The 26,586-nt window shown below is 63.3% G+C and carries 28 protein-coding genes; 7 read left to right on the top strand and 21 right to left on the bottom strand.

Going from position 1 to position 26,586, the window contains the following annotated elements; genetic code table 11:
* The first annotated feature begins 65 nt into the window (after window positions 1-65).
* Window positions 66-1,115, top strand: a complete 1,050-nt coding sequence (locus tag PJE01S_RS07945; RefSeq protein ID WP_068832624.1) for an Ldh family oxidoreductase — start codon at window positions 66-68, stop codon at window positions 1,113-1,115.
* A gap of 26 nt (window positions 1,116-1,141) precedes the next feature.
* Here the strand turns inward: PJE01S_RS07945 and PJE01S_RS07940 are convergent, their stop codons facing one another.
* Window positions 1,142-2,212 carry an amidohydrolase family protein gene (locus PJE01S_RS07940; protein WP_157090263.1) on the bottom strand — a complete coding sequence of 357 codons (1,071 nt, stop codon included), beginning with the start codon at window positions 2,210-2,212 and terminating at the stop codon, window positions 1,142-1,144.
* 422 nt (window positions 2,213-2,634) lie between these two features.
* On the opposite strand from PJE01S_RS07940, the gene PJE01S_RS07935 reads away from it, so the two are divergent.
* The 3 genes from PJE01S_RS07935 (at window position 2,635) to PJE01S_RS07925 (ending at window position 4,960) form a co-directional block, all read left to right on the top strand.
* Window positions 2,635-3,621, top strand: coding sequence for a bifunctional helix-turn-helix transcriptional regulator/GNAT family N-acetyltransferase (locus PJE01S_RS07935; protein ID WP_068832622.1), 987 nt, complete (start codon window positions 2,635-2,637; stop codon window positions 3,619-3,621).
* 167 nt (window positions 3,622-3,788) lie between these two features.
* Window positions 3,789-4,364, top strand: a complete 576-nt coding sequence (locus PJE01S_RS07930) for a chromate transporter (RefSeq protein WP_068832621.1) — start codon at window positions 3,789-3,791, stop codon at window positions 4,362-4,364.
* Window positions 4,361-4,960, top strand: coding sequence for a chromate transporter (locus PJE01S_RS07925; RefSeq protein WP_377372420.1), 600 nt, complete (start codon window positions 4,361-4,363; stop codon window positions 4,958-4,960). The genes PJE01S_RS07930 and PJE01S_RS07925 overlap by 4 nt, the downstream gene beginning before the upstream one ends.
* Window positions 4,961-4,972: 12 nt before the next feature.
* Here PJE01S_RS07925 and rlmB read toward each other — a convergent pair whose 3' ends face one another.
* Complete coding sequence (gene rlmB / locus PJE01S_RS07920; RefSeq protein WP_068832915.1) at window positions 4,973-5,722, bottom strand: 23S rRNA (guanosine(2251)-2'-O)-methyltransferase RlmB; 750 nt, start codon at window positions 5,720-5,722, stop codon at window positions 4,973-4,975.
* Between rlmB and PJE01S_RS26155 the strand changes: the two genes are divergently transcribed.
* Entirely contained in the window at window positions 5,721-5,852 is a 132-nt protein-coding gene (locus PJE01S_RS26155) for a hypothetical protein (RefSeq protein WP_281178579.1), read from the top strand. The genes rlmB and PJE01S_RS26155 overlap by 2 nt on opposite strands.
* 3 nt (window positions 5,853-5,855) lie before the next feature.
* Here PJE01S_RS26155 and PJE01S_RS07915 read toward each other — a convergent pair whose 3' ends face one another.
* Window positions 5,856-6,587, bottom strand: coding sequence for an ABC transporter ATP-binding protein (locus PJE01S_RS07915; protein ID WP_068832911.1), 732 nt, complete (start codon window positions 6,585-6,587; stop codon window positions 5,856-5,858).
* A gap of 19 nt (window positions 6,588-6,606) precedes the next feature.
* Between PJE01S_RS07915 and PJE01S_RS07910 the strand changes: the two genes are divergently transcribed.
* Together PJE01S_RS07910 and mnmH are read left to right on the top strand one after the other, a co-directional pair.
* Entirely contained in the window at window positions 6,607-7,332 is a 726-nt protein-coding gene (locus PJE01S_RS07910; RefSeq protein WP_245660676.1) for an arylesterase, read from the top strand.
* The gene (gene mnmH / locus PJE01S_RS07905) at window positions 7,329-8,387 is read left to right on the top strand and encodes a tRNA 2-selenouridine(34) synthase MnmH (RefSeq protein WP_068832620.1); all 1,059 of its coding nucleotides are present in this window, start codon (window positions 7,329-7,331) and stop codon (window positions 8,385-8,387) included. The genes PJE01S_RS07910 and mnmH overlap by 4 nt, the downstream gene beginning before the upstream one ends.
* 140 nt (window positions 8,388-8,527) lie before the next feature.
* On the opposite strand, the gene PJE01S_RS25505 is transcribed toward mnmH, so the two are convergent.
* The 18 genes from PJE01S_RS25505 to rlmN all read right to left on the bottom strand — a co-directional run bounded on the left by PJE01S_RS25505 (window position 8,528) and on the right by rlmN (window position 26,541).
* Window positions 8,528-8,704: a hypothetical protein gene (locus PJE01S_RS25505; RefSeq protein ID WP_169804369.1), complete on the bottom strand. Its 177-nt coding sequence runs from the start codon at window positions 8,702-8,704 to the stop codon at window positions 8,528-8,530.
* Window positions 8,705-8,760: 56 nt separating this feature from the next.
* Window positions 8,761-9,951 (bottom strand): PLP-dependent transferase, encoded by a 1,191-nt coding sequence (locus PJE01S_RS07900; RefSeq protein WP_068832619.1) that lies wholly within the window; start codon window positions 9,949-9,951, stop codon window positions 8,761-8,763.
* Between the two features lie 264 nt (window positions 9,952-10,215).
* Entirely contained in the window at window positions 10,216-10,740 is a 525-nt protein-coding gene (locus tag PJE01S_RS07895; protein WP_068832618.1) for a phosphoribosyltransferase, read from the bottom strand.
* A 78-nt stretch (window positions 10,741-10,818) separates the two neighbouring features.
* Window positions 10,819-12,159, bottom strand: coding sequence for an adenylosuccinate synthase (locus PJE01S_RS07890; protein ID WP_068832909.1), 1,341 nt, complete (start codon window positions 12,157-12,159; stop codon window positions 10,819-10,821).
* 53 nt (window positions 12,160-12,212) lie between these two features.
* Window positions 12,213-13,400, bottom strand: coding sequence for an ATP phosphoribosyltransferase regulatory subunit (locus tag PJE01S_RS07885; protein WP_068832617.1), 1,188 nt, complete (start codon window positions 13,398-13,400; stop codon window positions 12,213-12,215).
* 141 nt (window positions 13,401-13,541) lie between these two features.
* Window positions 13,542-13,730, bottom strand: coding sequence for a DUF2065 domain-containing protein (locus tag PJE01S_RS07880; protein ID WP_068832616.1), 189 nt, complete (start codon window positions 13,728-13,730; stop codon window positions 13,542-13,544).
* 6 nt (window positions 13,731-13,736) lie between these two features.
* Window positions 13,737-14,648: a protease modulator HflC gene (hflC, locus tag PJE01S_RS07875; RefSeq protein ID WP_068832615.1), complete on the bottom strand. Its 912-nt coding sequence runs from the start codon at window positions 14,646-14,648 to the stop codon at window positions 13,737-13,739.
* Between the two features lie 11 nt (window positions 14,649-14,659).
* Window positions 14,660-16,084: an FtsH protease activity modulator HflK gene (gene hflK / locus PJE01S_RS07870; RefSeq protein ID WP_068832614.1), complete on the bottom strand. Its 1,425-nt coding sequence runs from the start codon at window positions 16,082-16,084 to the stop codon at window positions 14,660-14,662.
* 58 nt (window positions 16,085-16,142) lie between these two features.
* Window positions 16,143-17,306, bottom strand: coding sequence for a GTPase HflX (gene hflX / locus PJE01S_RS07865; protein WP_068832613.1), 1,164 nt, complete (start codon window positions 17,304-17,306; stop codon window positions 16,143-16,145).
* Between the two features lie 17 nt (window positions 17,307-17,323).
* A complete protein-coding gene (hfq, locus tag PJE01S_RS07860) occupies window positions 17,324-17,575 on the bottom strand; it encodes an RNA chaperone Hfq (RefSeq protein WP_007871209.1) in 252 nt (83 codons plus the stop codon).
* Between the two features lie 68 nt (window positions 17,576-17,643).
* Entirely contained in the window at window positions 17,644-18,987 is a 1,344-nt protein-coding gene (der, locus tag PJE01S_RS07855; protein WP_068832612.1) for a ribosome biogenesis GTPase Der, read from the bottom strand.
* A 32-nt stretch (window positions 18,988-19,019) separates the two neighbouring features.
* Complete coding sequence (gene bamB / locus PJE01S_RS07850; RefSeq protein ID WP_068832611.1) at window positions 19,020-20,165, bottom strand: outer membrane protein assembly factor BamB; 1,146 nt, start codon at window positions 20,163-20,165, stop codon at window positions 19,020-19,022.
* Window positions 20,162-20,851, bottom strand: a complete 690-nt coding sequence (locus PJE01S_RS07845) for a YfgM family protein (protein ID WP_068832610.1) — start codon at window positions 20,849-20,851, stop codon at window positions 20,162-20,164. The genes bamB and PJE01S_RS07845 overlap by 4 nt, the downstream gene beginning before the upstream one ends.
* Before the next feature lie 85 nt (window positions 20,852-20,936).
* Window positions 20,937-22,283 carry a histidine--tRNA ligase gene (hisS, locus tag PJE01S_RS07840; RefSeq protein WP_068832907.1) on the bottom strand — a complete coding sequence of 449 codons (1,347 nt, stop codon included), beginning with the start codon at window positions 22,281-22,283 and terminating at the stop codon, window positions 20,937-20,939.
* 17 nt (window positions 22,284-22,300) lie between these two features.
* Window positions 22,301-23,575 (bottom strand): flavodoxin-dependent (E)-4-hydroxy-3-methylbut-2-enyl-diphosphate synthase, encoded by a 1,275-nt coding sequence (ispG, locus tag PJE01S_RS07835; protein ID WP_068832609.1) that lies wholly within the window; start codon window positions 23,573-23,575, stop codon window positions 22,301-22,303.
* Window position 23,576: 1 nt separating this feature from the next.
* Window positions 23,577-24,593, bottom strand: a complete 1,017-nt coding sequence (locus tag PJE01S_RS07830; RefSeq protein ID WP_068832608.1) for a helix-turn-helix domain-containing protein — start codon at window positions 24,591-24,593, stop codon at window positions 23,577-23,579.
* Complete coding sequence (pilW, locus tag PJE01S_RS07825) at window positions 24,593-25,396, bottom strand: type IV pilus biogenesis/stability protein PilW (RefSeq protein ID WP_068832607.1); 804 nt, start codon at window positions 25,394-25,396, stop codon at window positions 24,593-24,595. The genes PJE01S_RS07830 and pilW overlap by 1 nt, the downstream gene beginning before the upstream one ends.
* Window positions 25,393-26,541, bottom strand: coding sequence for a dual-specificity RNA methyltransferase RlmN (rlmN, locus tag PJE01S_RS07820; protein WP_068832606.1), 1,149 nt, complete (start codon window positions 26,539-26,541; stop codon window positions 25,393-25,395). The genes pilW and rlmN overlap by 4 nt, the downstream gene beginning before the upstream one ends.
* Window positions 26,542-26,586: the final 45 nt, after the last annotated feature.

The following is a 26,586-nucleotide window of genomic DNA, read 5'->3' as shown; positions in this document are numbered from 1 at the left end:
ACTTCACCCAGCAAAAACGGGCGCAGGAAGCTACAAAAATCATAGCAATTCCGGAGACAAAACCCATGCACTACCTCTACACCGACCTGGTCCGCTACGCCCATGCCCTGCTCACGGCTGCCGGGCTGGACAAGGACAAGGCCCAGGGCGTGGCCGAGATCCTCGTCGAAGGCGACCTGATGGGCCACAACACCCACGGGCTGGCCCTGCTGGCGGGCTACCTCAAGGACATCGAGTCGGGCGCCATGCAAAAGCTCGGCAGCCCCACCGTGGTGGCCGACCACCCGGCCGCCGTCACCTGGGACGGGCGCCGCCTGCCCGGCCCCTGGCTGGTGCTGCAGGCCATGGAACTGGCCATGGCCCGCGCCGCCACCCAGGGCACCTGCACCGTGGTGATTCGCCGCAGCCACCACATTGCCTGCCTGGCCGCCTACCTGAAGCGCGCCACCGACCGGGGCCTGATGATGCTGCTGACCTGCTCGGACCCGAACACGGCCAGCGTCGCGCCGTTCGGCGGGCTGGACCCGGTGTTCACACCCAACCCGATTTCTGCGGGCATTCCCACCGGCGGCGTCCCGGTGCTGATGGACGTCTCGACCTCGGCCACCACCAACGGCATGACCAACCGGCTGCACCAGGAGGGCAAGCGCCTGCCCGCCCAGTGGGTCATGGACGGCCACGGCGTGGCCAGCGACAACCCGTCCGTGCTGTTTGAAGAACCCAAGGGCACCATCCTGCCATTGGGCGGCATGGACTCGGGCCACAAGGGCTACGGCCTCACGCTGCTGGTCGAAGCCCTGACCGGTGGCCTGGCAGGCCACGGCCGCGCCGACCCGAAAGAAGGCTGGGGCGCCACGGTGTTCCTGCAGGTCATCGACCCGCGCGCATTTGCGGGCCTGGACGCTTTCAACCGGCAAACCGGCCACGTCGCCGAGGCCTGCCGCGCATCGCGACCGGCGCGGCCTGACGCCAGGGTGAGAACCCCGGGCGAAAAAGGCGTCGCGCTGGCCGCTCGGCAGATGCAGGCCGGTGTTGAACTCTACCCGTCCATCCTGCCTTCGCTGGCCAGTTGGGCCGCCAAGCTGGGAGTGGCGGAGCCGGCCGCAGTGCAATAAGCCAAAGGGCCAGACGGAGAAGGCCGTCAAAAATCCTCGTTGAACAAAAGCTTCCATGCCGCCTTGTACGCGACGATCTCTCTCACTGGCTCAGGCAAGCTCGCCAGAACGGCACGCTGCATGCCCACCTTGCGCGAAAAAGCATTCATGATGAATGGATTGAGATCGAGAGCGGTCATGAAACGCCAGGGTTGTTCCGCAATCAGCTTGGCCCACTCGGGTAAAAGCCTGCCGGTCGTGCGGTCCCAATACTTTCCCGGATATTCCCCGCTTCCCGGGTAGATGTGATCTGGTGGGCCGGAAAACAGGTCGAAGTAAAGATTGGGATATTGATCAATCAGCTTGCGGACATAGTCCGGCCCGTAAACGGTATTGCGGGACTGATAGCGCATTTGCGCAAGATGGCACCAGATGACCTTGGCCTTGGGATACTGCTTGAGCATTTTTTCCAGGGGCGCCAGATACTGGTCCTCAATCTCGAGATGGATCTCGAACGGAATGCCGCTTTCTGCTGAAAACTGGAATAGTTGATGTCCGGCAGGACTGTCTATGGGCAGATCTTCATCGCGCTGGGTGTTGCCGCGCTGAATCTGGTCTGGTGAGGGGTAATGGCGAAACTCATACTCCCCCATCAAAGGATAGCCGTCGCTGACCGTCCGCTCTTTGGTAATTCTTGCGAAGTCCATCGGATTATTTTTCCAGTCGGGTGGCAGCCCGCCGTCTCCGGTGGGAATGTACCGCCAGGGATCAGCGGCCACCGCATACCGGGCGGCATCGCTCCAGCCGCGGCCGGCAGCTATGCCAGAAAAAGCAATGAGCGCCACACCCTCGGCATCCATTTGCCGGGCAAAGCGCTGCACGTCCAGATTTTCCGAAAGGTTCGACTCGATGTCGATGATTGGCATCACCCCCGCCGCACGCATGGCCAGAATGCGTTGCCTCCAATTTTGTTTGAGTGTGGAAAGGTCAAACGGCACCGGGGCTTTGGCAACGTCCGTCATGCGGGCGGTACCGGGAATTGGGCTGAAATCAGCAGCCATGGCCGACGACGCCACGGACCAAAACAAGATCAACAACGAAAAGTGCTTAAGTCGCATGATGAATTCTTGGGCCTTTATTGTCTGAATGAGGTCTCTTGTTCGTTTGCAGGTTGGCGCGCTGTGGCCAGCGTCCAGGATGGTTGAAATGGCTCCGCAAACCATTTTAATTATGCAATGAAAGGATCATTTGGCCCTGCCATCTTTCAACCCTCCATCCGCAAGCACCAGCCGGTTTATTGATTTCGCCCTTTTCTTATTCAACGACACCCAACGACTTCAATAGCCCCATGCAACGACTCCACAACAAGGTAAGCACCATCAGCGGCGCGGCGCAAGGCATACCCGCAGCCAACAGCGGTGATGCCGCCACGGCGGCTCCGCGCCGGGTGATTTGACGCCAGGCCGGTCCAAACCAGAGGAAAGGTCGGAGAAATTCAATTTACTTGACTTTGTCAACCAACTGATTGACGATAGCCGACATGGCATCGTCAATCTCCCCCACCCTTTCCGCTTCGGCGCCCTCCCCTGCACTTGCGCCGAATGCAGCCGGCGCGACGCACATCAAGGCCGTGCGCCACTTCAACCGCTTCTACACACAGCGCATCGGCATCCTGGCCCCCTACCTGGGCAGCGAGTTTTCGCTCACCGAGGTGCGGGTGCTGTATGAGCTCGCCCATCGCGACCAGCCCACGGCTTCGGAGCTGGGCCGTGACCTGGCGCTGGACGCCGGTTACCTGAGCCGCATCCTGCGCCGCTTTGAAGGCAAGGGCTGGCTGGCACGGGTGCCGTCCATAGCGGACGCCCGGCAAAGCCTGCTCAAGCTGACCCCGCTCGGGCACAAGGTATTTGCGCCCTTGCAGCAGCAGTCCAACGATGAGGCTGCAGCCCTTTTGGCGGGGCTTTCACCCGCCGACCAGCAAAACCTCGTGGCCGCCATGAACACGGTGCAGCGGCTGCTGGCGCCGCCTAACCAACCCGCAGCAACCCGCACCATCATCCTGCGCGACCCGAAACCCGGCGACATGGGCTGGGTGGTGCAGCAGCATGGCGAAATCTACGCGCGCGAATACGGCTGGAACAGCGAGTTCGAAGCCCTGGTGGCCGACATAGCCGGCAAGTACCTCAAAAACTTCCGGCCCGACTGCGAGAAATGCTGGATCGCCGAGCTGGACGGTGAACGGGTCGGCGCCGTGTTCGTGGTGCGCAAATCCGCCACCGTGGCCCAGCTGCGCATGCTGATCCTCACACCGGAAGCACGCGGGCTGGGCCTGGGTGGGCGGCTGACCGACGAATGCATCGCCTTTGCGCGCAGCAAGGGCTACAAAAAAATGCAGCTCTGGACCAACAGTTGCCTGGATGCGGCCCGCGCGATCTACGCCAAACGCGGCTTCCAACTCATCAAGAGCGAACCGTACCACGGCTTTGGGCACGACCTGGTCGGTGAAACATGGGAGCTCCGGTTTTAGCCCGTGAAACACATGCGGCGCCATTTTCACCCTGTTTTTTTTCTGGCCTTTTACCCCCCTGGCCACCGTTACGCCTGCGCAGACAGCTATTCATTTAATAGCAAGCGGAATGCCCGGCCCATGTCGCCAGCCTGCGGAAACACGGGCAAGCAGTGATAATCAGTGCCATGAGTTCTCTGCCCGCGGAAGACCATCCGCACCCAAAATCCCTCACCGACCTGTTTGTTTCATTCACCTTGCTGGCCCTGCAGGGCTTCGGCGGCGTGCTGGCCATCGTGCAGCGCGAGATGGTCGAAAAAAAACGCTGGATGACGCGCGAAGAGTTCATTGAGGACTGGGCCGTGGCGCAAATCATGCCGGGCCCCAATGTGGTGAACCTGTCGCTGATGATTGGCGGGCGCTACTTCGGCCTCAAGGGCGCGATGGCGGCGCTGGCCGGCATGCTGACGGTGCCGCTGGTGCTGGTATTGGTGCTGGCCCTGGTGTATGCCCAGTTTGCCGGCCATCCCGGCGTGGCCGGTGCCCTGCGCGGCATGGGCGCGGTGGCCGCCGGGCTGATTGCCGCGACCGGCCTGAAACTGTTTGGCGCGCTGGCGAAAAATGCACTGGGCCTGCGCCTTTGCATCGCCTTTGGCCTGACCTGCTTCGTGGCCATCGCCCTGCTGCGCTGGCCGCTGGCCTATGTGCTGTTCGGGCTGGGGGTGATTGCCTGCGTGCTGGCCTTCAGAAAGCTCAAGCCATGACCGAAACCATGACCCATCAGGCCCTGCACCTTGTTTTTAAAATCGGCGACTGGTTTGATTTGTTTGTGCATTACCTGTCGCTGTCGCTGCTGTCGATAGGCGGCGCCATCAGCACGGCGCCCGACATGCACCGTTTTCTGGTCGAGCAGCAGCACTGGCTGACCGACGCCCAGTTCAACGCCTCGATCGCCATCGCGCAAGCCGCGCCCGGCCCCAATGTGCTGTTCATCGCCCTGATGGGCTGGAATGTCGGGCTGAACGCCGGTGGCATGTTGCCCGGCCTGCTGGGCGTGCTGATCACCATGCTGGGGATTCTGATCCCCAGCACCACGCTGACTTATGTGGCGGCCCAGTGGGGCCACCGCAACCGCGAACTGCGCGCGGTGCGCGCCTTCAAGCAGGGCATGGCACCCATTGTGGTGGCGCTGCTGATCGCCACCAGCTGGATTTTGGCGGGCAGCAATGGCAGCTCGCTCAAAAACTGGCCCATGTGGCTGCTCACGGCCGCCACCGCCGTGATCGTCTGGCGCAGCAGGATTCACCTGCTCTGGCTGCTGGGTGCGGGGGCGCTGCTGGGCTGGTTTGGGCTGGTTTAAGGAAGCGGCCGTTCAGCTGCGCTGGCGCAGCGCTTCATAGAGGCAGACGCCGCTGGCCACCGACACGTTCAGGCTTTCCACCGCGCCGCGCATGGGGATGCTGACCAGCTCGTCGCAGGTCTTGCGCGTGAGCTGGCGCATGCCCTCGCCCTCAGCGCCCAGCACCAGGGCCACCGGGCCCTTGAGGTCCACGTCGTAAATCGTCTTGGGCGCGTCGTCGCTGGTGCCTATGCACCAGATGTTGCGCTCCTTCAGCTCGTTCAAGGTGCGGGCCAGGTTGGTCACCATGAAATAAGGCATGGTTTCGGCCGCGCCACTGGCCACCTTGGCGACGATGGCGCTGATGCCGGCCGCATGGTCTTTGGGGGCGATCACGGCATGGGCACCGGCGCCATCGGCCACGCGCAGGCAGGCGCCAAGGTTGTGCGGATCGGTCACGCCGTCGAGCACCAGCAGCAGCGGCTGGGCGACGCCGGAGGCTTCCAGCTGCTCCAGCAGCTCATCGAGCGAGGTGACCTGGGCCACCGCGTCCACACGCGCCACCACGCCCTGGTGGCCATGGCTGCCGCACATCTTGGCCAGGCGCAGGCCGTCGGACTCGATCAGCCGCACGCCGGCTTCGCGGGCCCGGTCGGTGAACTGGCGCATGCGCGCATCGCGGCGCGAGGCATCGAAAAAAACTTCCAGCACCGACTTGGGTGCGGTTTTCAGGCGCACGCCGACGGCATGAAAGCCAAAAAGAACTTTGGGAGAAGAGGACATGCGCCAATTATCGCCGTTGGCGTTGCGGCGGCGCTTCCGGCTCACGGCGAATGACAGGCAGCGCATCGCCTGTCACTTCATTATTGATAGCAGCCTGCGCCCGAACCATGGCGGCGGCAACCCTGTTTAATGCTCAGCCAGCGCTGACCCGCCCGGCCTCTATGGTGATGCGCCGCTGGCAGCGCGCCGCGATCGCCGGGTCATGCGTGACCAGCACCAGCGTCGTGCCCAGTTCCTGGTTGAGTTCAAACATCAACGCCATCACGGTTTCGCCGGTGGCAAAGTCCAGGCTGCCGGTCGGCTCATCGGCCAGCAGCACGGCGGGCTGGACCACAAAGGCCCGTGCCAGCGCCACGCGTTGCTGCTCGCCGCCCGACAGCACCTTGGGATAATGGCCCAGCCGCTCGCCCAGGCCAACCCGCTTGAGCATGCCGCTCGCCTGTGCACGGGCATTGCGCATGCCCGACAATTCCAGCGGCAGCATGACATTTTCAAGCGCCGTCAAATTACCCATGAGCTGAAAGCTCTGGAAGACAAAACCCACCGACTGGGCCCGCAAAGCGGCGCGCTCGTCTTCGCTGAGGGCAAACAGGTCCTGCCCGGCCAGCCGCACCGTGCCCTGGCTGGGGGTGTCCAGCCCCGCAATGATGGACAGCAAGGTACTTTTGCCCGAACCGGAAGCGCCGACAATGGCGGCGGTTTCGCGGGGCGCCAGTGCAAAATCGATATCGCGCAAAATGGTCAGCGTGCCGGTGGAGTCCGTCACCGACTTGAAAACATGCTCGACGGAAATAATTGGAGAGATGGACGTCTTCAGCGGCGCTGAAGAAGCCTCGCTCACGACGGAAACCGCAGGGTCAAACATGGCAGCCTTATCAAAAATCTTGAAATTCACTTTTGCCGACTTTAGCAAGCCCGGCCCGGCGGCGCGTAAGCGCGGGTTAATACACCGGGCAAGGCCATTCGCTACGCTGCTCCTGGCGGCCTGGCTGGGTGCGCCCTGGCTGGTTCAGGCCCAAACGCCAGCCCAGGCGTCGGCCCGGGCCGCCACCATCCTGGTCGTGGGCGATTCGCTGAGCGCCGAATACGGTCTCAAGCGCGGCACCGGCTGGGTGTCCCTGCTGGAAAAGCAGCTGGCCAGCGACAAGAAAAAAGCCGGCAGCGCCAAGGTGATCAATGCCAGCATCAGCGGCGACACCACCTCGGGCGGCCGCTCGCGCCTGCCGGCCCTGCTGGCGCAGCACCACCCCAGTGCCGTGGTGATCGAGCTCGGCGGCAACGACGCGCTGCGCGGTCTGCCGCTGGACATGACCGAAAAAAACCTGGCCGCCATGACGCAGGCGGCCAAACAGGCCGGTGCCAAAGTGCTGCTGGTCGGCATGCAGGTGCCCCCCAACTATGGCGGCGCGTATGGCGCCGGCTTTGCCAGCCTCTTTTCCAAAGTGGCCAAGGCTGAACAGGTGGCGCTGGTGCCCTTCCTCCTCAAAGGCATTGCCGATGTGGACGACTCGGCCGCCCACTTCCAGGCCGACCGCATTCACCCCAACGAACAGTCACAAGCCAGAATGCTGGCCAATGTCTGGCCCGAACTGAAGAAATTGATCCCGTGAGCATTGAACGAATTTCCGCCGAAGAAGCCCTCGGCAATCTGCATAGTTTTTCCGCCGTCATTGACGCCCGCAGCGAAGGCGAATACGCCGAAGACCACCTCCCGGGCGCCGTGAACTGGCCCAGTCTGCATGACGAAGAGCGCAAGATCGTCGGCACCCAATACAAGCAGATCAGCCAGTTCGAGGCCAAAAAGCTGGGCGCCGCGCTGGTGGCCAAAAACATCGCCGCGCACATCCAGCAGGGCGTGCTGGACAAACCCAAGGACTGGCAGCCGCTGGTGTACTGCTGGCGCGGCGGCAAGCGCAGCGGCTCGCTGGCGCTTGTCCTCGACCAGATAGGGTTCAAGGTCACGCTGGTCGATGGCGGCTACAAGGCCTTCAGGGCGGCGCTGGTGGCCGATTTGCCGCCACTGGCGGCCCGCTACAGCTACCGCGTCGTTTGCGGCCCCACCGGCTCAGGCAAGACACGCTTGCTGCACGCGCTGAAGGCCCTGGGCGCGCAGGTGCTGGACCTGGAAGCGCTGGCGAACCACCGCAGCTCGGTGCTGGGCCTGATCCCGGGCCTGGCCCAGCCCAGCCAGAAGGCTTTTGACAGCCACATCTGGGCCGCCCTGCGCGGTTTTGATGCGGCGCGGCCCGTCTACATTGAAAGCGAGAGCAAAAAAGTCGGCAATGTGGCCGTGCCCGAGGGCCTGATTGCCGCCATGCGCGCCGGCTCCTGCCTGCGCCTGGAGCTGCCCGAGGAGGAGCGGGTCGCGCTGCTGCTGGAAGACTATGATTTTTTCGTCAGGGACATCGAGTTTTTCTGCGAACGCCTGGCGGCGCTGACCGAGGCACGCGGCAAGGCTGTCGTGCAGGACTGGCAGGCGCGCGCGCGCCGTGGCGACGTGGCCTCTGTGGTGCATGAGCTGCTGCTCAAGCACTACGACCCGGTGTACCTGCAATCGATGCAGCGCAACTTCACGCAGTATGAAACGGCGCGGCCGCTGTCGCCGCGTGATCACAGCGTGGCCGCCATGGCCGCGCTGGCGCAGACCCTGGTCGCCGAAGCCTGAAACGACAAACCCGGCATCACCAGTGACGGTGATGCCGGGTTGAGAGCGCTTTGGCGGCGAAAAACTGCTATCAAATGAATAGCGTCGCACACATGTTCTTACAGCGCTAGAGGCCTGTTTCCTGTATTTCAGGCGCCATCTCAGGAGGCGGACTCGGCAGGCGGCAGGCCGGTCTGGGCGTCGTTCGGTGTCTCCAGCCCGTCATCGCTTGCGTCATCCGGCTTGCCTTCGGCCTTGCGCTTGAGCTTTTCTTCTTTTTTGCGTTTCTTCGCAAGCTCCTTCTGGCGCTTTTCATAGGAGTAATTGGGAGTTGCCACAGCATGCTTTCGTGAATAAGTAGCCCCAACTGTACTGCATTGCCGTCAGGCGTCCGTCATGCCCTTGCCAGGGCCTGGGTGATGTCCGCCTGCAGGTCCGCCACGGCCTCCAGGCCGACCGAAAACCGCACCAGAATCCCCTGAAAAGGCCAGGCGGTGACGCTGCGCAAGGCCGGCAGATCATAGGGTACGCACAAGCTCATGGGCCCGGCCCAGCTGTACCCGAGCCTGAAGAGCTTCAGGCTGTCGCAAAAGCGGTCAATCCGCGCCTGCGTGAACTCCGGCTTGAATACCGCGCTGAGCAGGCAGGCCGCCCCGCTGCAATCGCGCTTCCACACCGCATGGCCGGGCGAGTCCGGCAAGGCGGGATGCAGGACGGTTTCGATCTGCGGCAGGGTCTGCAGCCAGGCCGCCAGCTGCCGCGTGGCCGCGTCCTGGGCGGCATAGCGCAAGGCAATGCTGTTCAGGCCGCGCAGCACCAGCTCGGCATCGCTGCCGCTCACGCCGTAGCCCACGCGCATGTGGCAGAAATGGACCAGGTGATGCAGCGCCTCGTCGCTGGTGACGACAGACCCCATCAGCACGTCCGCGCCGCCGCTGGGGTATTTGGTCAGCGCCTGAACCGACACATCGACCCCCAGGGTGAAGGCATTGAAGGCCAGGCCGGCGCCCCAGGTGTTGTCCAGCGCCGAAACCGTGCCCTGCGGGTGGGCGCCGGAGGACTGGTTGTGCACCTTGATGACCGCGACCAGCGCGGGAAGGTCGGGAAACTCCAGCGTGATGGAACCCGGCGCCTCCAGCCAGACCAGCCGCGTCTTGGGGCCGAGCCGGGCCGCCAGATCGGCCGGGTTCATGGGATCGTAAAACTGGTGGCTGATGCCCCAGGAAGCGAGTTCGGCTTGCGCAAACGCCTTGTTGGGGCCGTAGGCGTTATCCGGAATCAGCACCTCGTCGCCCGACTTCAGGACGGCCATGTCGACCAGCACCACCGCCGCCAAGCCGCTGGGCACCAGGGTGCAGAACCTGCCGCCTTCCAGCGTGGCAATGCGCTCTTCCAGCGTGAAGGTGGTCGGCGTGCCATGCAGGCCATAGGTGTAGCCGGTCTTGTGCTTCCAGTCGCGGCTGCGCAGGGCCGCGACACTCGGAAAGATTACCGTAGAGGCTTTATGAACCGCCGGTTGAACGGCTTCAAAGCCTGCTGGTGGGGTGTAGGGATGATGAATCAGTTGGGTAGATGGATCACTCATCCGCCCATGTTAACGGCATCTGCGGCTTCGGACGGGCCGTGCCCCGTGGTGCCCAGAAGCGTGGGAAGCAATTTTTCGACGGGCCGCCCCCCAAAAAAATAGCCCCCTCGGGGGCACACGTCGATATCAGGGATGCCAGAAGAAATAGCTGGCGTGGGGGCGTTTCGGCGCCGGGCCGCCCCAAGCCGAAACAGCCCCCTCGGGGGGCAGCGCATTACACGAAGTGTTCTCGAAGAGCGGCGTAGCCAAAAGCGTGGGGGCCCATCAGATTTTCCACTTGGCCATCAGCTGCGCCGGCGAGAGTGAGTCGTAGGCTTCGAAGGGCTGATGAATCCAGGGATTGGTGGGCAGCAACTCGACCGAATAGTCGGCCTGGAAGGTCGACACGCCCTTGGTCCAGATCACCGCGCTGCGCAGCTCGGTGATCGGCTTGTAGTTGGTGCGCAGCTGGTGAATCACCGCGTTCAGCGTATGGCCGGAGTCGGCCAGGTCGTCCACCAGCAGCACCCTGCCGGCAATTTCGCCCTTGGGCGTGGTGATGAAGCGCGCGATGTCGAGGTTGCCCTGCGTCATGCCGGCGTCAGCCCGGTAGGAGCTGGTCGACATGATGGCCAGCGGCTTGTCGAAAATGCGCGACAGGATGTCGCCCGGACGCATGCCGCCGCGTGCCAGGCACAGGATTGTGTCGAACTGCCAGCCCGATTGATGCACTTTGATGGCCAGTTTCTCAATCAGGCTGTGGTATTCGTCATAGCTGACATAGAGATGTTTGCCGTCTTCGGTCAACATGAAATTGCTCCTGATTTAATAGCTTGATGCGCCCGACCGGCAAGGGCCAGGCAGCAGTTTGACTTGAATTTCACCGACTCAGGCCACATACGGGTTGCGCAGCAGGATGGTGTGATCGCGGTCCGGGCTGGTCGAAATCATGTCGATCGGCACGCCGGTGACTTCCTCAATCCGCTTCAGGTACTGCTGGGCCGCGGTCGGCAACTGATCGTATTGCGTGACGCCCACCGTGCTTTGGCTCCAGCCGGGCAGGGTTTCGTAAATCGGCTTGCAGCGCGCGATATCGTCGGCGCCCATGGGCAGGATGTCGGTGATGTGGCCGTCCAGTTCGTAGCCGGTGCACAGCTTCAATTCCTCGATGCCGTCGAGCACGTCAAGCTTGGTGATGCACAGGCCGGACAGGCCGTTGACCTGGGCCGAGCGCTTGAGCAGGGCCGCGTCAAACCAGCCGCAGCGGCGGCTGCGTCCGGTGGTCACGCCCTTCTCGGCGCCCACGGTGCTCATGTGGTAGCCCGGCGTGCCAGGGGCTTCCCAGTCCAGCTCGGTCGGGAAGGGCCCGCCGCCAACCCGCGTGCAGTAGGCCTTGGTGATGCCCAGGATGTAGTGCAGCATGCCCGGGCCCACGCCCGCGCCGGCGGCGGCATTGCCGGCCACGCAGTTGCTGGAGGTCACATAGGGGTAGGTGCCGTGGTCCACGTCCAGCAAGGTGCCCTGCGCGCCTTCAAACAGCAGGTTGGTGCCCTCGGCGTGCGCGTCATTGAGTTCGCGCGAGACGTCGGCCATCATGGGCTTGAGCAGTTCGGCGTGGCGCATCGCTTCGGCATAAACCGTGTCAAGGTCAATCGCTGGCGCATGCAGATAGCCGGTCAGCACATAGTTGTGCAGGTCCAGCAGTTCGCGCAGCTTGGTGGCAAAGCGCTCGGGGTATTTGAGGTCCTGCACGCGCAAGGCGCGGCGGGCGATCTTGTCTTCGTAGGCGGGGCCGATGCCGCGGCCGGTGGTGCCTATCTTGGTCACGCCGCCCTTCTCGCGGAAAGCCTCACGGGCGATGTCAATCGCCGCATGGAAAGGCAGGATCAGCGGGCAGGCCTCGCTGACGCGCAGGCGCGAACGCACTTCCACGCCGGCTTTTTCCAGGCCTTCAATTTCCTCAAACAGCTTGGCCGCCGACAGCACCACGCCGTTGCCGATGTAGCACTTGACGCCCGGACGCATGATGCCGCTGGGGATCAGGTGCAAGGCCGTCTTGACGCCGTTGATCACCAGGGTATGGCCGGCATTGTGGCCACCCTGAAAGCGCACCACGCCTTGCGACATTTCGGTCAGCCAGTCGACCAGCTTGCCCTTGCCTTCGTCGCCCCATTGGGTGCCCACGACCACGACGTTGCGGCCCGCGGTAGCGGTTTGTTTATTTGTCATCTTCACTCTCTCGTTAAGGGTCGTAGGGATAAAGCCGGCCTGGGGGTCGCCCCTCATGCGGCTTTCTTCAGGGGCTGGACCGTCCATTGACCAGCCAGCTGGGCCAGCTCACGGTCGCAGTCAAATTCATTGACTTCATGTTCATGGCCAGGCAGCACGCAGGCCACGGTTTCGCCGCTTGCCCGCAGGTGGGCGATGGCCGCGCGCAGGCCGGCGTCTTCGCCCCAGGGCGCGCGAATGGCGGCCTTCAGGGGCCTGGGCGGCAGCACGCTGACCAGTTCCTTCAAATCCAGGCTGAAGCCGGCTGCCGGGCGGTTGCGGCCAAACACCGCGCCCACCTCGTCGTAGCGGCCGCCGCGTGCCAGCTCGGCACCCTGTCCGTAAATGGCAAAGCGGATGCCGCTGTAATAGGCGTAGCCGCGCAAATCGGCCAGGTCAAAACTGACCTTGACATCGCCGTCGTGCGCCACCTGCGCGGCCAGCCGCTTCATATTTTGCAGCGCCTCGCGCAATCCCGGTGCGGGCGGAAGGACTTTTTCGGCCTCAATCAGGACTTGTTCATCACCGTAGAGCTGGAGCAGCACCTTCAGGCCCTGGCGCGCCGTGGCTGAGATGTCGCCGTTGAGGCTGGTCATCAGGCTGTCGAGCTCGCCCGAATCCTTGGCGGCCAGCGCGGCATGAATGCGCGCCAGCATGGAAGCGCTGACGTTGGTGCCCGCCAGCAGGCTGCTGACGATGCGGACGTCCGCCATATCCACCGCCAAGCCGCTCACGCCAGCCGCTTTCAGGCCGTCCAATGCCAGCAACTGGGCCTCGAGATCGGCTTCCGGCCCGGCGTGGCCGTAAATTTCGGCCCCGAACTGCAGCGGCTCGCGCGTGGCATGGGGACGGTCGGCGCGGGTATGCAGCACGGGGCCGCAGTAGCAAAGACGGGCCACTCCGCTGCGGTTCAACAGGTGGGCGTCAATCCGGGCGACCTGGGGCGTGGTGTCGGCGCGCAGGCCCAGGGTGCGGCCCGAGAGCTGGTCGACCAGCTTGAAGGTTTGCAGGCCCAGCGCTTCGCCGGTGCCGGTGAGCAGCGACTCCAGGTGCTCCACCAGGGGCGGCATGACCAGTTCGTAGCCATAGCTGCGGGCGGTGTCCAGAAACAGGCGACGCAACTCTTCGATGTGGCGCGCCTCGGAGGGCAGGACATCGGCAATTTGATCGGGCAATTGCCAAGATGACGACCAGGCGGGCATTGTAATTTTGGTAGGCTGTTAAAAACCGGATTTTACCGGGCTTGAGGCCGGTTTTTACGGGCGGGCGGCAGTAACCCACTGTCAGGCCCGAATACGCAGCGCCGCAGGGGCCTCAGCCCTGCGGCTCGGGACGGCACAGCGTTATGACAGCAGCGCCAGCAAGACGGCGCCGGCGACCATGCTGCAGAGCCCAAAGAAACGGATCTGCCCGTTGCCCAGGCTGAGAATCTGTTCAAACAGGCGCCGCCACCCCGCCGGCGAAATGAGCGGCAACAGCCCTTCAATCAGCAGCACCAGGGCCAGTGCCTTCCAGAGGGTGTTGCCGTCCACGGCGGTTTATTTTTTAGCCGGTGCCACAGCGCTGCTGCCGGAAGCACCCGAGCTGCGCATGGCCTTGAAGAAGTCGGACGAGGGGTCGAGCACCATCACGTCGCTTTTCTTGCTGAAGCTGGCCTTGTAGGCATCCAGGCTGCGGTAGAACTGGGCAAACTGCGGATCACGGCCAAACGACTCGGCGTAGTTACGCGCCGCCTGGGCATCGCCCTCGCCCTTGATCTTCTGGGCATCGCGGTAGGCATTGGCGATGGTGACTTCACGTTGCCGGTCGGCATCGGCGCGGATTTTTTCGCCTTCGGCGGCGCCGGTGGAGCGCAGCTCGTTGGCCACGCGCTGGCGCTCGGCGACCATGCGCTTGTAGACCGAGTCCGTGATGGCTTCCACATAGTCCACCCGCGTGATGCGGACATCGACCACGTCCACGCCCCAGGGCTGGGCGCCCTGTACCGCCTGCTGAACTTCGCGCTTGACGTCGGCCATGAGGTCCTCGCGCTTGAGTGACAGCAAGTCCTTGACCGTGCGTTTGTTGATCTCTTCCTGGAACGCATTGCGTACCACCCGGCTCAGCTGATTGGCACCGGCCTTTTCGTCCAGACCGACATTGCGGATGTAATCGGTGGGCTGGGTCACGCGCCAGCGCACGTACCAGTCAATCACCACGCGCTGCTTTTCGGCCGTCAGCATAGGCTCGGCATCCACGCTGTCCAGCACCAGCAGGCGCTTGTCGATATAGGACACGTTCTGGAACGGCGGCGGCAGCTTGACATGCAGGCCGGGTTCGGTGACCACGTCCTTGATCTGGCCCAGGGCGTACACCACGCCAAACTGGCGCTGGTCAACGACAAACAGCGTGGAACTGAGCAGCGCCAGCGCCACCAGCAAAGAAGAAACAATAAATCCGACTCTATTCACTTTTTTCTTCCTTAGCGGGTTTCACGGTCGCGGGAGCGGGACGCATCGCGGGAACGGGAATCAAGGGGCAGGCTGCTGGACGGCAATGAGGGTTGCGCCGCGGAAGACGAGCCGCCGCCCGGCAGCGCCGATGCGTCGGCGCCGGCAGCAGCACCGCCCTGCCCGGTCATCTGCATGATTTTGTCGAGCGGCAGGTACAGCAGGTTGGAACCCTGACGGGACTCCACCAGCACCTTGGTCACGTTGGTGTAAACCTGCTGCATGGTGTCGGTGTACATGCGGTCACGCGTGACCTGCGGCGCTTTCTGGTACTCGGCCAGGACCGAGCGGAAACGCTGTGCATCACCCTCGGACTGCGCCACGATGCGCGCCTTGTAGGCTTCCGACTCTTCCTTCAGGCGGGAAGCCGAACCCACGGCACGCGGAATCACGTCGTTGGCGTAAGCCTGGGCTTCGTTTTTGGCGCGTTCGCGCTCCTGCCCGGCCTTGAGCACATCGTCAAAGGCGGCCTGCACCTGCTCGGGCGGACGCACACCGCTTTGCTGCAGATTGATGCCGACCACTTCGACGCCGACCTTGTAGCGGTCCAGGATGGTCTGCATCAGGGTACGCACGCGTGGTCCGATCTGGTCGCGTTCTTCGGCCAGGGCCGAATCCATCCGCATCTTGCCGACCACCTCGCGCACCGCCGTTTCGGCGGCCTGGACCACCGCGCTGGCGGGGTCCTTGCTTTCGAACAGGTAGGCGCGCGCGTCGTTCAGGCGGTATTGCACGGCAAACTTGATTTCGACGATGTTTTCGTCTTCGGTCAGCATGGCCGAATCGCGCAGCCCGGTGGCCTTGATGATGATGTCGCGGCCCACATCCACGGAACGGATCTGGGTCACCACCACCATTTCATGGCGCTGGATCGGATAAGGCAAACGCCAGTTGAAGCCGGCACCCACGGTGGAGCGGTACTTGCCGAACTGCGTGATGACGGCCTGCTGGCCTTCCTGAACAATAAAGAAACCGGTACCCAGCCAGATCAGCACGGCCACACTGGCGATCAGCCCAACGCCGATGCCGGCGCTTTTCATATCCGGCTGGAAGCCGCCATTGTTTCCGCCGCCGAAGCCGCCGCGATTGCGGCTGGTGTCAGCGGCATTTTTTGCGCCCCCAAACAAGCCACCCAGCTTGCGGTTGAAGTCGCGCCAGAGTTCGTCCAGATCGGGTGGGCCTTGGTTCGGCCCCTGGCCCTGCGGACGGTTGGCTGGCGGCCGCGGGGGCTGCCTGTCGTCACGCGGGACTTCCGGTTTGTTGTTGTCGTCGGATGGGGCGGATTTGTCGTCGTCTCGACCCCAACGCGGATCATTGAGATTGAACATGCCTTGGGCGCGTTGTTTCAGCCGGCCTGGCCAGGTCGTCAACGTCTGCAGCACGGGGTTCAGGTTCATGGGATTCAAACTCGCTTTATTCTGTTACACCGACATTGTGCCTAATGAAATGGCCGGATCAGGCAAGGTCCTCGGCGGTTTGGGGAATATCCTCGTTCGCGAGGCTCGCCGCCTGACTGGCCAGTAGCGCGCGCAGTTCTGGCAAACCCTCTCCGGTCTGGGCGCTGACAAAGACCCGTTCAACACGCCGGCCCGAGCCTTCAAAGGCATCCCGGAGTTCGAACACGTCACGCAGCTGCAGGGGCAAGTTGCCTTTTTCAATGGCATCGAGCTTGTTGAACACCAGGATCTGCGGCACATCGGCAGCACCGATCTCGGACAGTACGCGCTGCACTTGCTCGATCTGCTCCAGGTAGTCAGGATTGGCGCCATCCACCACATGCAGCAGCAAGTCCGCATCGGCCGCTTCCTGCAGGGTGGCGGCAAAGGCGTCAATCAGCCCGTGCGGCAGATCGCGGATGAACCCCACGGTGTCCGACAGCGACACCGAGCGCGCGGCGTCGCCCAGATAGAGCTGCCTCGTCGTGGTGTCCAGCGTGGCGAACAGCTGGTCGGCCGCATAGGCGCGCGCCTTGACCAGTGCATTGAACAGCGTGGATTTGCCCGCATTGGTATAGCCCACCAGCGAAATCGTGAAGGCATTGCGCCTGTCCCGCTGCTTGCGCTGCGTTTGCCGCTGCTTCTTGACCTTGCCCAGGCGCTCCTTGGTCCGCTTGATGGCGTCGCCGATCATGCGTTTGTCGAGCTCGATCTGTTTCTCGCCGGGGCCGCCGCGCACACCTGCGCCGCCAGTCTGGCGCTCCAGGTGAGACCAGCGCCGCACCAGCCGTGTCGACACATACTGCAGCCGGGCCAGTTCGACCTGAAGCTTGCCCTCGTGACTGCGGGCACGCTGGGCAAAAATCTCCAGAATGACCAGGGTGCGGTCATTGACCGGCATCTCCAGATGCCGTTCCAGGTTGCGTTGCTGGCTTGGGCTGAGCGACTGGTCAAACAAGACCTCGGTCGCCCCGGTGTCCAGCGCCAGCATCTTGATCTCGTCAGCCTTTCCGCTGCCGATGAACAGGGCCGCATCGGGCGCCTTGCGCTTGCAGGTCACCCGCGCGACCGGCTGCAGGCCCGCGGTTTGCGCAAGCAAACCCAGTTCCTGCAGATCGGTATCGAAATTCGGGAAACCCAGATCCACCCCCACCAGCAGGGCAAGGGCTTGTGTCTTTTTCACCGGAGCATCGTAGGAACTCAGCTCGCTGGGCTTTCTTCGGATTCGCTGGTCGCAAAATTCACCGCGCGACCGGGAACGATGGTGGAAATCGCATGCTTGTAGACCATTTGGGTCACCGTATTGCGAAGCAGCACCACGTATTGATCAAAGGACTCGATCTGGCCCTGCAATTTGATCCCGTTGACGAGATAAATGGAAACAGGCACATGCTCGCGACGCAAGGTGTTGAGAAATGGGTCCTGCAAAAGCTGACCTTTGTTATTGCTCACGATATTTTCCGTGTTCAAAAGTTGATAGGACTTGACCTTACCACACCCGGCCCGCCGGGCATGTAGTTTTAAGCCGATTCCTTGTCCGTGAAGGGGTTGTGCGAGCTTTTCATCTGTATGCGCATCGGTGTGCCGACCAGATCGAACTCCTTGCGGAAGCGCCCTTCCAGGTAGCGCTTGTACGCCTCGGTGACATGCTCCAGCGAATTGCCGTGAATGATGATGATGGGCGGGTTCATGCCGCCCTGGTGGGCATAGCGCAGCTTGGGACGGAACATGCCCGAACGCTGGGGCTGCTGGAACTGCACGGCCTCCATCAGCAGGCGCGTCAGCACCGGCGTGGACATCTTGCGGTTGGCCGAGGCGTGGGCCTGAACAATGGATTTCCAGACCGGCCCCAAGCCCTGGCGCTTGATGGCCGAGATATGGTGAATCGACGCAAACTTGAGGAAACCCAGCCGGGTTTCAATCGAGCGCTCCAGCAGTTCACGCTGGTAGGAGTCCACCGCATCCCACTTGTTGACGGCCAGTACCACCGCACGGCCACTTTCAAGGATGTAGCCGGCAATGTGCGCATCCTGGTCGGTCACGCCCTGGGTCGCGTCCAGCAGCAACAGCACGACGTTGGCGCCTTCAATGGCCTGCAGGGTCTTGACGACGGAAAACTTCTCGATCGCCTCGAACACCTTGCCCTTGCGGCGCAAACCGGCCGTGTCAATCAGTTCAAACCGCTGCCCGTCCCGCTCAAACGGCACGGAAATGGCGTCGCGGGTGGTTCCGGGCAGGTCAAAGGCCACCAGGCGTTCCTCGCCCAGCCAGGTGTTGATCAGCGTGGACTTGCCAACGTTGGGGCGCCCGGCCACCGCCAGCCTGATGACGGACGGGTCCTGCGCCTCGGCCTCTTCGTCGGGAGCCGGCAGGTGGAGCGGCGCCAGCGCCAGGTCCACCAGCGAACGCATGCCCTGGCCGTGCGAGGCGGAAACCGGCAGCACTTCGCCCAGGCCCAGCTCGAAAAACTCCGAAAACTGCACGCCATCGGTCATGCCTTCGGACTTGTTGGCCGTCAGCACGGTGGGTTTGCCCAGCTTGCGCAGGTAGTTGGCGATGTCGTGGTCCTGGGCGCTGATGCCGGCGCGGGCATCGACCACAAAAATCACCACATCGGCTTCGGCCACGGCTTGCCGGGTCTGCTTGGCCATTTCCTTGTAAATGCCGGACGCGGCATCGGGCTCGAACCCCCCGGTGTCAATCACGATGTACTCGTGAACTCCCAGCTTGCCGTTGCCGTAATGACGATCACGCGTCAGCCCGGCGAAGTCGGCCACGATCGCATCCCGCGTCTTGGTCAGCCGGTTAAAAAGCGTTGACTTGCCCACATTCGGGCGGCCAACTAACGCAATGACAGGTTTCATCAATCAGCAATCAATTTCTGGCGGGGGTGCCGTTATTCCGGCTTGAAGCCGTAAATGCCGCCGTTATGGGTCACGGCGATCACAGTGTTGCCGGCCAGCACGGGGGCCGCGGCGATGGCCGAGCCGTCCGTGGGCAGGCGATTGAGCAGGGAGCCGTCGTCACGCGACAGCAGGTGGAGATAACCGGTGAAGTCGCCGATCACCACGGAACGCCCGGCCACCAGCGGCGCGCTGAGGTTGCGGTAACGCAGATGCTCGTTCGACCAGGCGCGCTCACCGTCGGTGCGGCGCCAGGCGATCACCGTGCCATCGGCTTCGGTGCCGAACAGCAGGCGATCATCGCCGTGTATGCCCTGCACGCCATGGGCGGCCTTGGTCCAGAGCAGGTTGCCGCGCGCCGCGTTGACGCAGCCTATGCTGGCCTGAAAGGCCCGCGCGCAGACGTTGTCGCCGTCGCGGCTCACGCGCCCGACCAGGTCCACCAGCCGCTCCACATCATTGATGCCGCGGGGTGAGGCAATCGGCGCCTCCCAGCGGATGCTGCCGTTGGCAGGATTCAGGCCCGCCAGGCGACCGGCCAGGCCGACCACCAGGGTATCGCCCACCGCCAGCATCACACCGGACTGGCGCAGCACCAGGGGTTCGTTGGGGCGCTGCTGCGTCCACAACTTGCGGCCGGTGGCGCCGTCGAAGGCATTGACCGAACGGTCGGCGGCCAGCACGAACACCCTGGCACCGGCCACAAAGGGCGCGGTGAAGGCCTGGGCATTGAGCTTTTGGCGCCAGAGTTCGCGGCCGTCCTGCATGGCGACCACTTCGTTGGTCTTCGTCACCACGGCCAGGATTTTTCCATCGCTCCCGACGCCGGCGGCGATGGGCGTCTTGAGGTCCACCCGCCAGAGGTCACGGCCGGTTTGCGCATCGAGCAGCGCCACAGTGCCCTCGCCGCTGGCGACGCCGACGCTGTTACCCGAAACGCTCACGTCCAGCGGGAAGTTCACCTGGCCAATGCGGGTATTCCAGCTTTGACGTGCCGACACCAGGGCGGTCACCGCCTGCAGTTCTGCCGGCTGGGGCTTGTTGGCACCGCCGAAGCAGCCGGCCAGAGCCGCTACTAAAATAATAGCTAATGGCGCACGAACAGCAAGGGCCAGAGGCTTGAAAGACTGATAAATCATGGTTTCACCCCGGTGTTGGCGGCGGTGGTCTTGGCGGCCCCGGCAGCGGGATCGATGCCCAGCGCATTGAGCTTGACCTCTACCAGGCGCCGGTATTCGGCGCGTTCGTCCAGGCCCTTGTAGGCTTTTTCATATTCGGCCTTGGCTTCCTCTTTCTTGCCCTGGGCCATCATAATGTCGCCGCGCCGGTCAGCCGCCAGCGCGACAAAATCCTTCGGGAAGGCGCTGGAGAGCTGCTGCAAGGCCTCGGCATAGGATTTCTTTTCCAGCAGAATCCCGGCCAGGCGCAAGCGGGCCACCGCCTGGTAGCCCTCGTCGGCAGCCTTCTCCGCAACCCAGGTCAAGGTGGCGCAGGAAGCCTCCACATTGCCCTTGTCGTAATAGGCCCTGGCGGCCAGCAGGCCTGCCTGCTGGGCGTAGGTGGTGGAGCCGAAACGCTCTTTCATGTCGGCCAGCGAGCGCTCAATGCGTGCCGTGTCGCCCGACTGCACGGCACGCTCGATTTCGTCATACATCACGGCGGCCTGCGCCGCCTGGCTGCGCTGCCAGTAGTGATAGCCATTCCAGGCGGCAAAAGCGCCAAGGACGGCAATCAGGGCCCAGGTGATCAGGTTGCCGTACTGCTTCCAGAAATGCTTGAGTTCATCAAGCTGTTCCTGTTCTGCCAAATCGAGGTGTTTTGCCATGGTTGTCTGCTGGTTCTTCCCGGTAAGCGGAGGGATTGATTTGGGGGTGATTGTAGAGGGCGGAAATCGGTGCCTGAACGGAGGCTCAGGCCCGCAGCATGGAGGCCCAAGCCGCCACGTCACCCAGCGGCTGAAGTGTCTGGACCTGCGCGGCCTCGGCTTTCTCGCCCCGCAAGGGCTTGACCGCCACGCTGCCCTGCGCGAGCTCGGCTTCACCAAAAATCAGGGCAAACTTCGCGCCGCTGCCATCGGCCCGCTTGAACTGCGACTTCATGCTGCCCATGCCTTCGGCGTTGGCGCCGGCATGCATCTGCACACTGACACCCGCCGCCCGCAAGGCCTGCAGCGTTTGCAGGACCACCGGCACGGCAGACGCGTCGGGAATCACCGCGTAGGCATCCGGCACCGGAAGCGCGATCTCCGCGCCCTGCTCTTTAATGAGTTCCAGCACCCGCTCGACGCCCAGGGCCCAGCCCACGGCCGGTGCGGCCTTGCCGCCAATCTGCTCAATCAGGTAGTCATAGCGGCCACCGGCGCAGATGGTGCCCTGCGCGCCCAGCCGGTCGGTCACAAACTCGAACACGGTGAGGTTGTAGTAATCCAGCCCGCGCACCAGGCGGGGATTGAGCGTCCAGGGAATGCTGTTGGCGTCGAGGATGGCCTTCAGGCCCTCGAAGTGCGCCAGCGACTGGGGCCCCAGAAAATCAATCAGGCGGGGGGCGCTTTCGACCACCGACTTCATGGCCGGGTTTTTGGTATCCAGAATGCGCAGCGGGTTGCTGTGCAGACGCCGCTTCGCCTCCTCGTCCAGCGCGTCGGCATGCTGCTCGAAATGGGCGATCAGCTGGGCCCGGTGCAGGGCGCGCTCGTCAGGCTGGCCCAGGCTGTTGATCTCCAGGCGCCAGTCGCTCAGGCCCAACTCCTTCCAGAGCGCCGCGGCCAGCAAAATCAGCTCGGCGTCCACCTCGGGGCCGGCAAAGCCCAGGGCTTCGGCACCAATCTGGTGGAACTGGCGGTAACGGCCACGCTGCGGCCGTTCACGGCGGAACATGGGGCCCATGTAAAAAAGGCGCTTGCCACCGTCATAGAGCAGGTTGTGCTCGATGACTGCGCGCACCAGGCTGGCGGTGTTTTCCGGCCGCATGGTCAGGTGGTCGTAGTCGCCATGCTTGTCCGAGCGGTCTTCGAAGGAATACATTTCCTTTTCGACGATGTCGGTCACCTCGCCGATACCCCGCACAAACAGCTGGGTGTGCTCCAGGATAGGCGTGCGGATGTTGCGGTAGGCGTAGCGCCCCATCAGGGAACGCACCTTGTCCTCCAGCCACTCCCAGCGCGCCGAATCGGGCGGCAGGATGTCGTTCATGCCTTTGACGGCAGCCAGTTTTTCGGGTTTGGCCAAAGACGATTTCTCCGTCCGGCCGGCAGTCATTTTTTCAGGCATGGGGTTCAGGCGGCTTCAGCGACGGTTGGCGTGCCAAAGCGTTTTTCAATGTAGTTTTCAACGATGACCTGGAACTCCTGCGCGATGTGCTCGCCGCGCAAAGTCAGTCTTTTTTCGCCATCAATAAATACCGGTGCGGCCGGCGCTTCGCCGGAACCGGGCAGGCTGATGCCGATATCGGCATGCTTGCTTTCTCCCGGGCCATTGACGATGCAACCCATCACGGCCACCTTGAGCGCCTCGACGCCCGGATATTGCTCACGCCAGACCGGCATCTGGGCCCGCAGAAAATCATCAATCTGCTTGGCCAGCTCCTGGAACGTGGTGCTGGTGGTGCGGCCGCAGCCGGGGCAGGCCGTGACGCTGGGCACAAAGTTGCGCAGGCCCAGCGCCTGGAGGATTTCGGAGGCAATCACCACCTCCTGCGTGCGGGCCTCGCCCGGCTGGGGCGTCAGGGAGACGCGAATGGTGTCGCCTATGCCTTCCTGCAGCAAGATGGACAGCGCCGTTGCCGAAGCCACGGTGCCCTTGGTTCCCATGCCGGCCTCGGTCAGCCCCAGGTGAAGGGCGTAATCGCTGCGAGCAGAAAGTTCACGATATACCGAGATCAGGTCCTGTACGCCGCTGACCTTGCAGGACAGGATGATCTGGTTGCGGCGCATGCCCATGTCCTCGGCCCGCCGGGCGGATTCGACGGCCGAGGTAATCAGCGCCTCGTACATGACCTGTTTGGCATCCCAGGGTGTGGCACGCGCGCTGTTTTCGTCCATCAGGCTGGCCAGCAACTCCTGGTCCAGGCTGCCCCAGTTCACGCCGATGCGCACGGGCTTGTTCCAGCGCATGGCCACTTCTATCATCTGGCCGAACTGCCTGTCGCGCTTGTCGCCCTTGCCCACATTGCCCGGGTTGATCCGGTATTTGGACAGGGCCTCGGCGCAAGCCGGGTAATCCGTCAGCAGGCGGTGGCCGTTGTAGTGGAAATCGCCGATCAGCGGAACATCGATGCCCATGCGGTCGAGTTGCTCGCGCACATGCGGCACGGCCGCGGCGGCCTCGGGGGTGTTGACCGTGATGCGGACCATTTCGGAACCGGCCAACGCCAGCTCCTTGACCTGTATGGCGGTGCCGATGGCATCCACGGTGTCCGTGTTGGTCATGGACTGGACACGCACCGGCGCGTCGCCGCCCACGGTCACGACACGAGAGGCCCAGGCAACTTCAACCTGGGTGGAACGCCGCGCTTTCGGGAAAGCCGACTCTATCGGGAGGCTGGTCTTCACGCTATTTCACCTCGAATCGGGCCACGTTATTTCTGGCCAGGCCGGCCAGGTCAAAGGCTTTCCCCCGCACCTGAACCAGCGTGGCATCCGCATTGCCGACCACAGCGGCCAGCGGCATGGCACCGGAGGCACCGGCAACCTCGCCGGCAGCCAGGGTACGCCTGAGCACGACCGCTCCTTTTGCATCAGTCACCTCAATCCAGGATTGACCTTTTGCATGAAAAGTCACGATGCCGCTGGTGGCTGTTTCCGCTGCCGGGCTTGCCGGTGCCGCCGCCGTTGGGTTTGCCAAGGCGGGGGCCGGCACAGCCGCCGGGGCCGCAGCGGCTACCGGCAATGTCGCTGCGGTAGAAACCGGGGACGTTTCAGGCCCTGCCGTGGACGCACTGGCGGCGGCGACAGGCTCCTCGGCTGGCGGCACGGATGCGGCTGGCATATTGACCTGACTTGGGCCGTCCATGACCGCTGTTGCGGGCAGCGCCTGCGCGGCTTCGCCATCCACCCGCACCTTGTCGGCCCCAAGCTTGCCGGGCGCGCCATTGTCATGCTTGATGGCGGGCAGGAAAATCAATACCAGTGCCCCCAGCAGGAAGGCCAGGCCGGCCAGCACGGCGGGCCGCGAAACCTGCGCCCACAAAGAGGGCCCCGGGCCATCAGCCGCCGAGCGAAACGGCGCGTTGATGCCTGCGCCGCGGCCACCCAGCGTGGGTGCGCTGCTCTGGGGCAAACGCTGCAGCACCAGGGCCGGGTCCACCTTCAGGGTGCGGCACACGCTGGAAGCCAGTGCCCGCACGAAAACAGCGTCGGGCAGCAGCTCAAAGCGATCTTGCTCCAGGGCTTCCAATTTTTTGACCGGCACCTTGAGCGATGCCGCGAGGGCGGCGATATGGAGGCCGGCGGCCTCCCTTGCGCCACGCAGCAATGCGCCGGCGGTCGGCTCCAGCGCACCATGGTTGTCGCCAAAGCCAGCGGCCTCTGCCGCAAAATGCCCAGCCACGGCGGGGTTAAGCTCGTTCATTAAAACGCCCCTTTTTCATAAGCAGCGGCCTCGGGGGATTGCGCAAAACGCTTCTTCAGCTGCTCACCCAACTGCATCACGGCCTCGCGATTGCTCAGTTTTCGTTCGGTTTTGATACCCAGCCAGAGGGTTTCGGCGTTGGCCAATTCGCTGTTGTTCAGACGGCGGATATAAAACTGGGCACGCGTCAAATCACCGCGCTCGTAAAGAAGGTTGGCCAGGTTGTAGCCGGTGACAGGGTTTCCCGCATCCAGCTCGTAAGAATGCATCAGGCTTTGCTCGGCTTCGGCGGGCTGCCCGGCGCGAACCTGGCACACCCCCTGGGTCATCAGGGTTTTGGCCTTGCCACTGTAGGTGGGGTTGGCCGTCGCCTGCGCAAACATTTTGAACGAATCGCCGTAACGAGCCTGCTGGCAAAGCAGCCAGCCGTAGTTATGGGCCACGTCCGCATTGCGCGGATTCAGTGCAAGCGCGCGCTTGAAACTGTCTTCGGCCAGCGCCATGTCGTTGAGCCGCAGGTACACCAGTCCACGCAGGTTGTAAGCATCCACAAAACTGGGGTCCGTGACCAGCGACTGCTTGATTTCATCGAGCGCGACATTGGTCTGGCCCTGTTCGAAATAACCGGTAGCGAGCTCCAGCCGCAGGCGCGCACGCCGGCGCTGATCGGGCTCATCCGACTCGGTGACGATGTCCTCGTGCTTGACCGAGGGACCGGTGGCGCCTGGCTGGCTGGCGCACCCCGCCAGCAAAACAGCCGCCCAGCAGGCTGACATCCAGATCACATTCGCGGCAACCCTCATACATTCGTCCCCTTCGCTACAACCACCTTGATGCCTCCGAGCATACCTTGGCGTTGCGCGGCCATGCGCTGGTCCACGCCGGTCCGGTCCTGAACATCACCGGCGAGCTGCCCGCAGGCCGCATCAATGTCATCGCCACGGGTTTTCCGCACGGTGGTCACAATGCCCGCATCCATCAGGATTTTTGCGAACGCCGACACCTGCGGCATATCGGAACGCTTCAGGCCCGAGGCCGGAAACGGATTGAAAGGAATCAGGTTGAATTTGCAGGACAGGCCCTTGATGGCATGCGTTTTCATCAGCGATACCAGCTGGGCGGCATGCTCGGGCTGGTCATTGACCCCGTCAAGCATGCAATATTCAAACGTGATGAAGTCACGCGGCGCCGCGGTTTGGTAACGCGCGCAGGCTTCCAGCAATTCGGCAATCGGGTATTTTTTATTGAGCGGAACCAGGTTGTCTCGCAACGCATCCTGGGGAGCATGCAGGGACACGGCAAGGGCCACCGGGCAGTCCTTGGCCAGACGGTCAATCATGGGCACCACGCCCGACGTTGACACGGTCACGCGGCGGCGGGACAAGCCATAGCCATGGTCGTCCAGCATGACTTTCAGGGCCGGTACCAGCTGCGAGTAGTTCTGCAGGGGCTCACCCATGCCCATCATGACCACGTTGGAAATCACGCGCTCCTGCCGGCCCAGATGCTGGCGCAGGAAATGCTCGGCAAACCACAGCTGGGAGACGATTTCCCCCGTGGTGAGGTTGCGGCTGAAGCCCTGGTGCCCGGTCGAGCAAAAGCGGCAGCCCACGGCACAACCGGCCTGGGACGAAATGCACAGGGTGCCGCGATCAGCTTCGGGAATAAAGACCGTCTCGATGACGTCACCCGCGCCCACGTCAAACAACCATTTGACGGTGCCATCGGCCGAATCGTGGCGGGACACCACCTTCAGCCCCTGGACATGCGCCGAAGCACCCAGCTTCTCGCGCAAGGACTTTGCCAGATCGGTCATCTGCTCAAAATCGGACGCTCCTTTTTGGTGGATCCAGCGAAAGAGCTGGGTGGCGCGAAAGCGCTTTTCACCGAGCCGCTCGCAAAAGGCGGCCAAGCCTTCCAGATCAAAGTCAAGCAGGTTGGCCGTCATCGCAGCATGCGACCGGCCGGGCCGCCCCAAGCAAGCGACGACCCC

The organism is Polaromonas jejuensis NBRC 106434, from assembly GCF_001598235.1.
Lineage (GTDB): Bacteria > Pseudomonadota > Gammaproteobacteria > Burkholderiales > Burkholderiaceae_C > Polaromonas > Polaromonas jejuensis.
The sequence above is the reverse complement of the archived record's forward strand: the minus strand, read 5'-3'. Positions and strand labels throughout refer to the sequence as shown.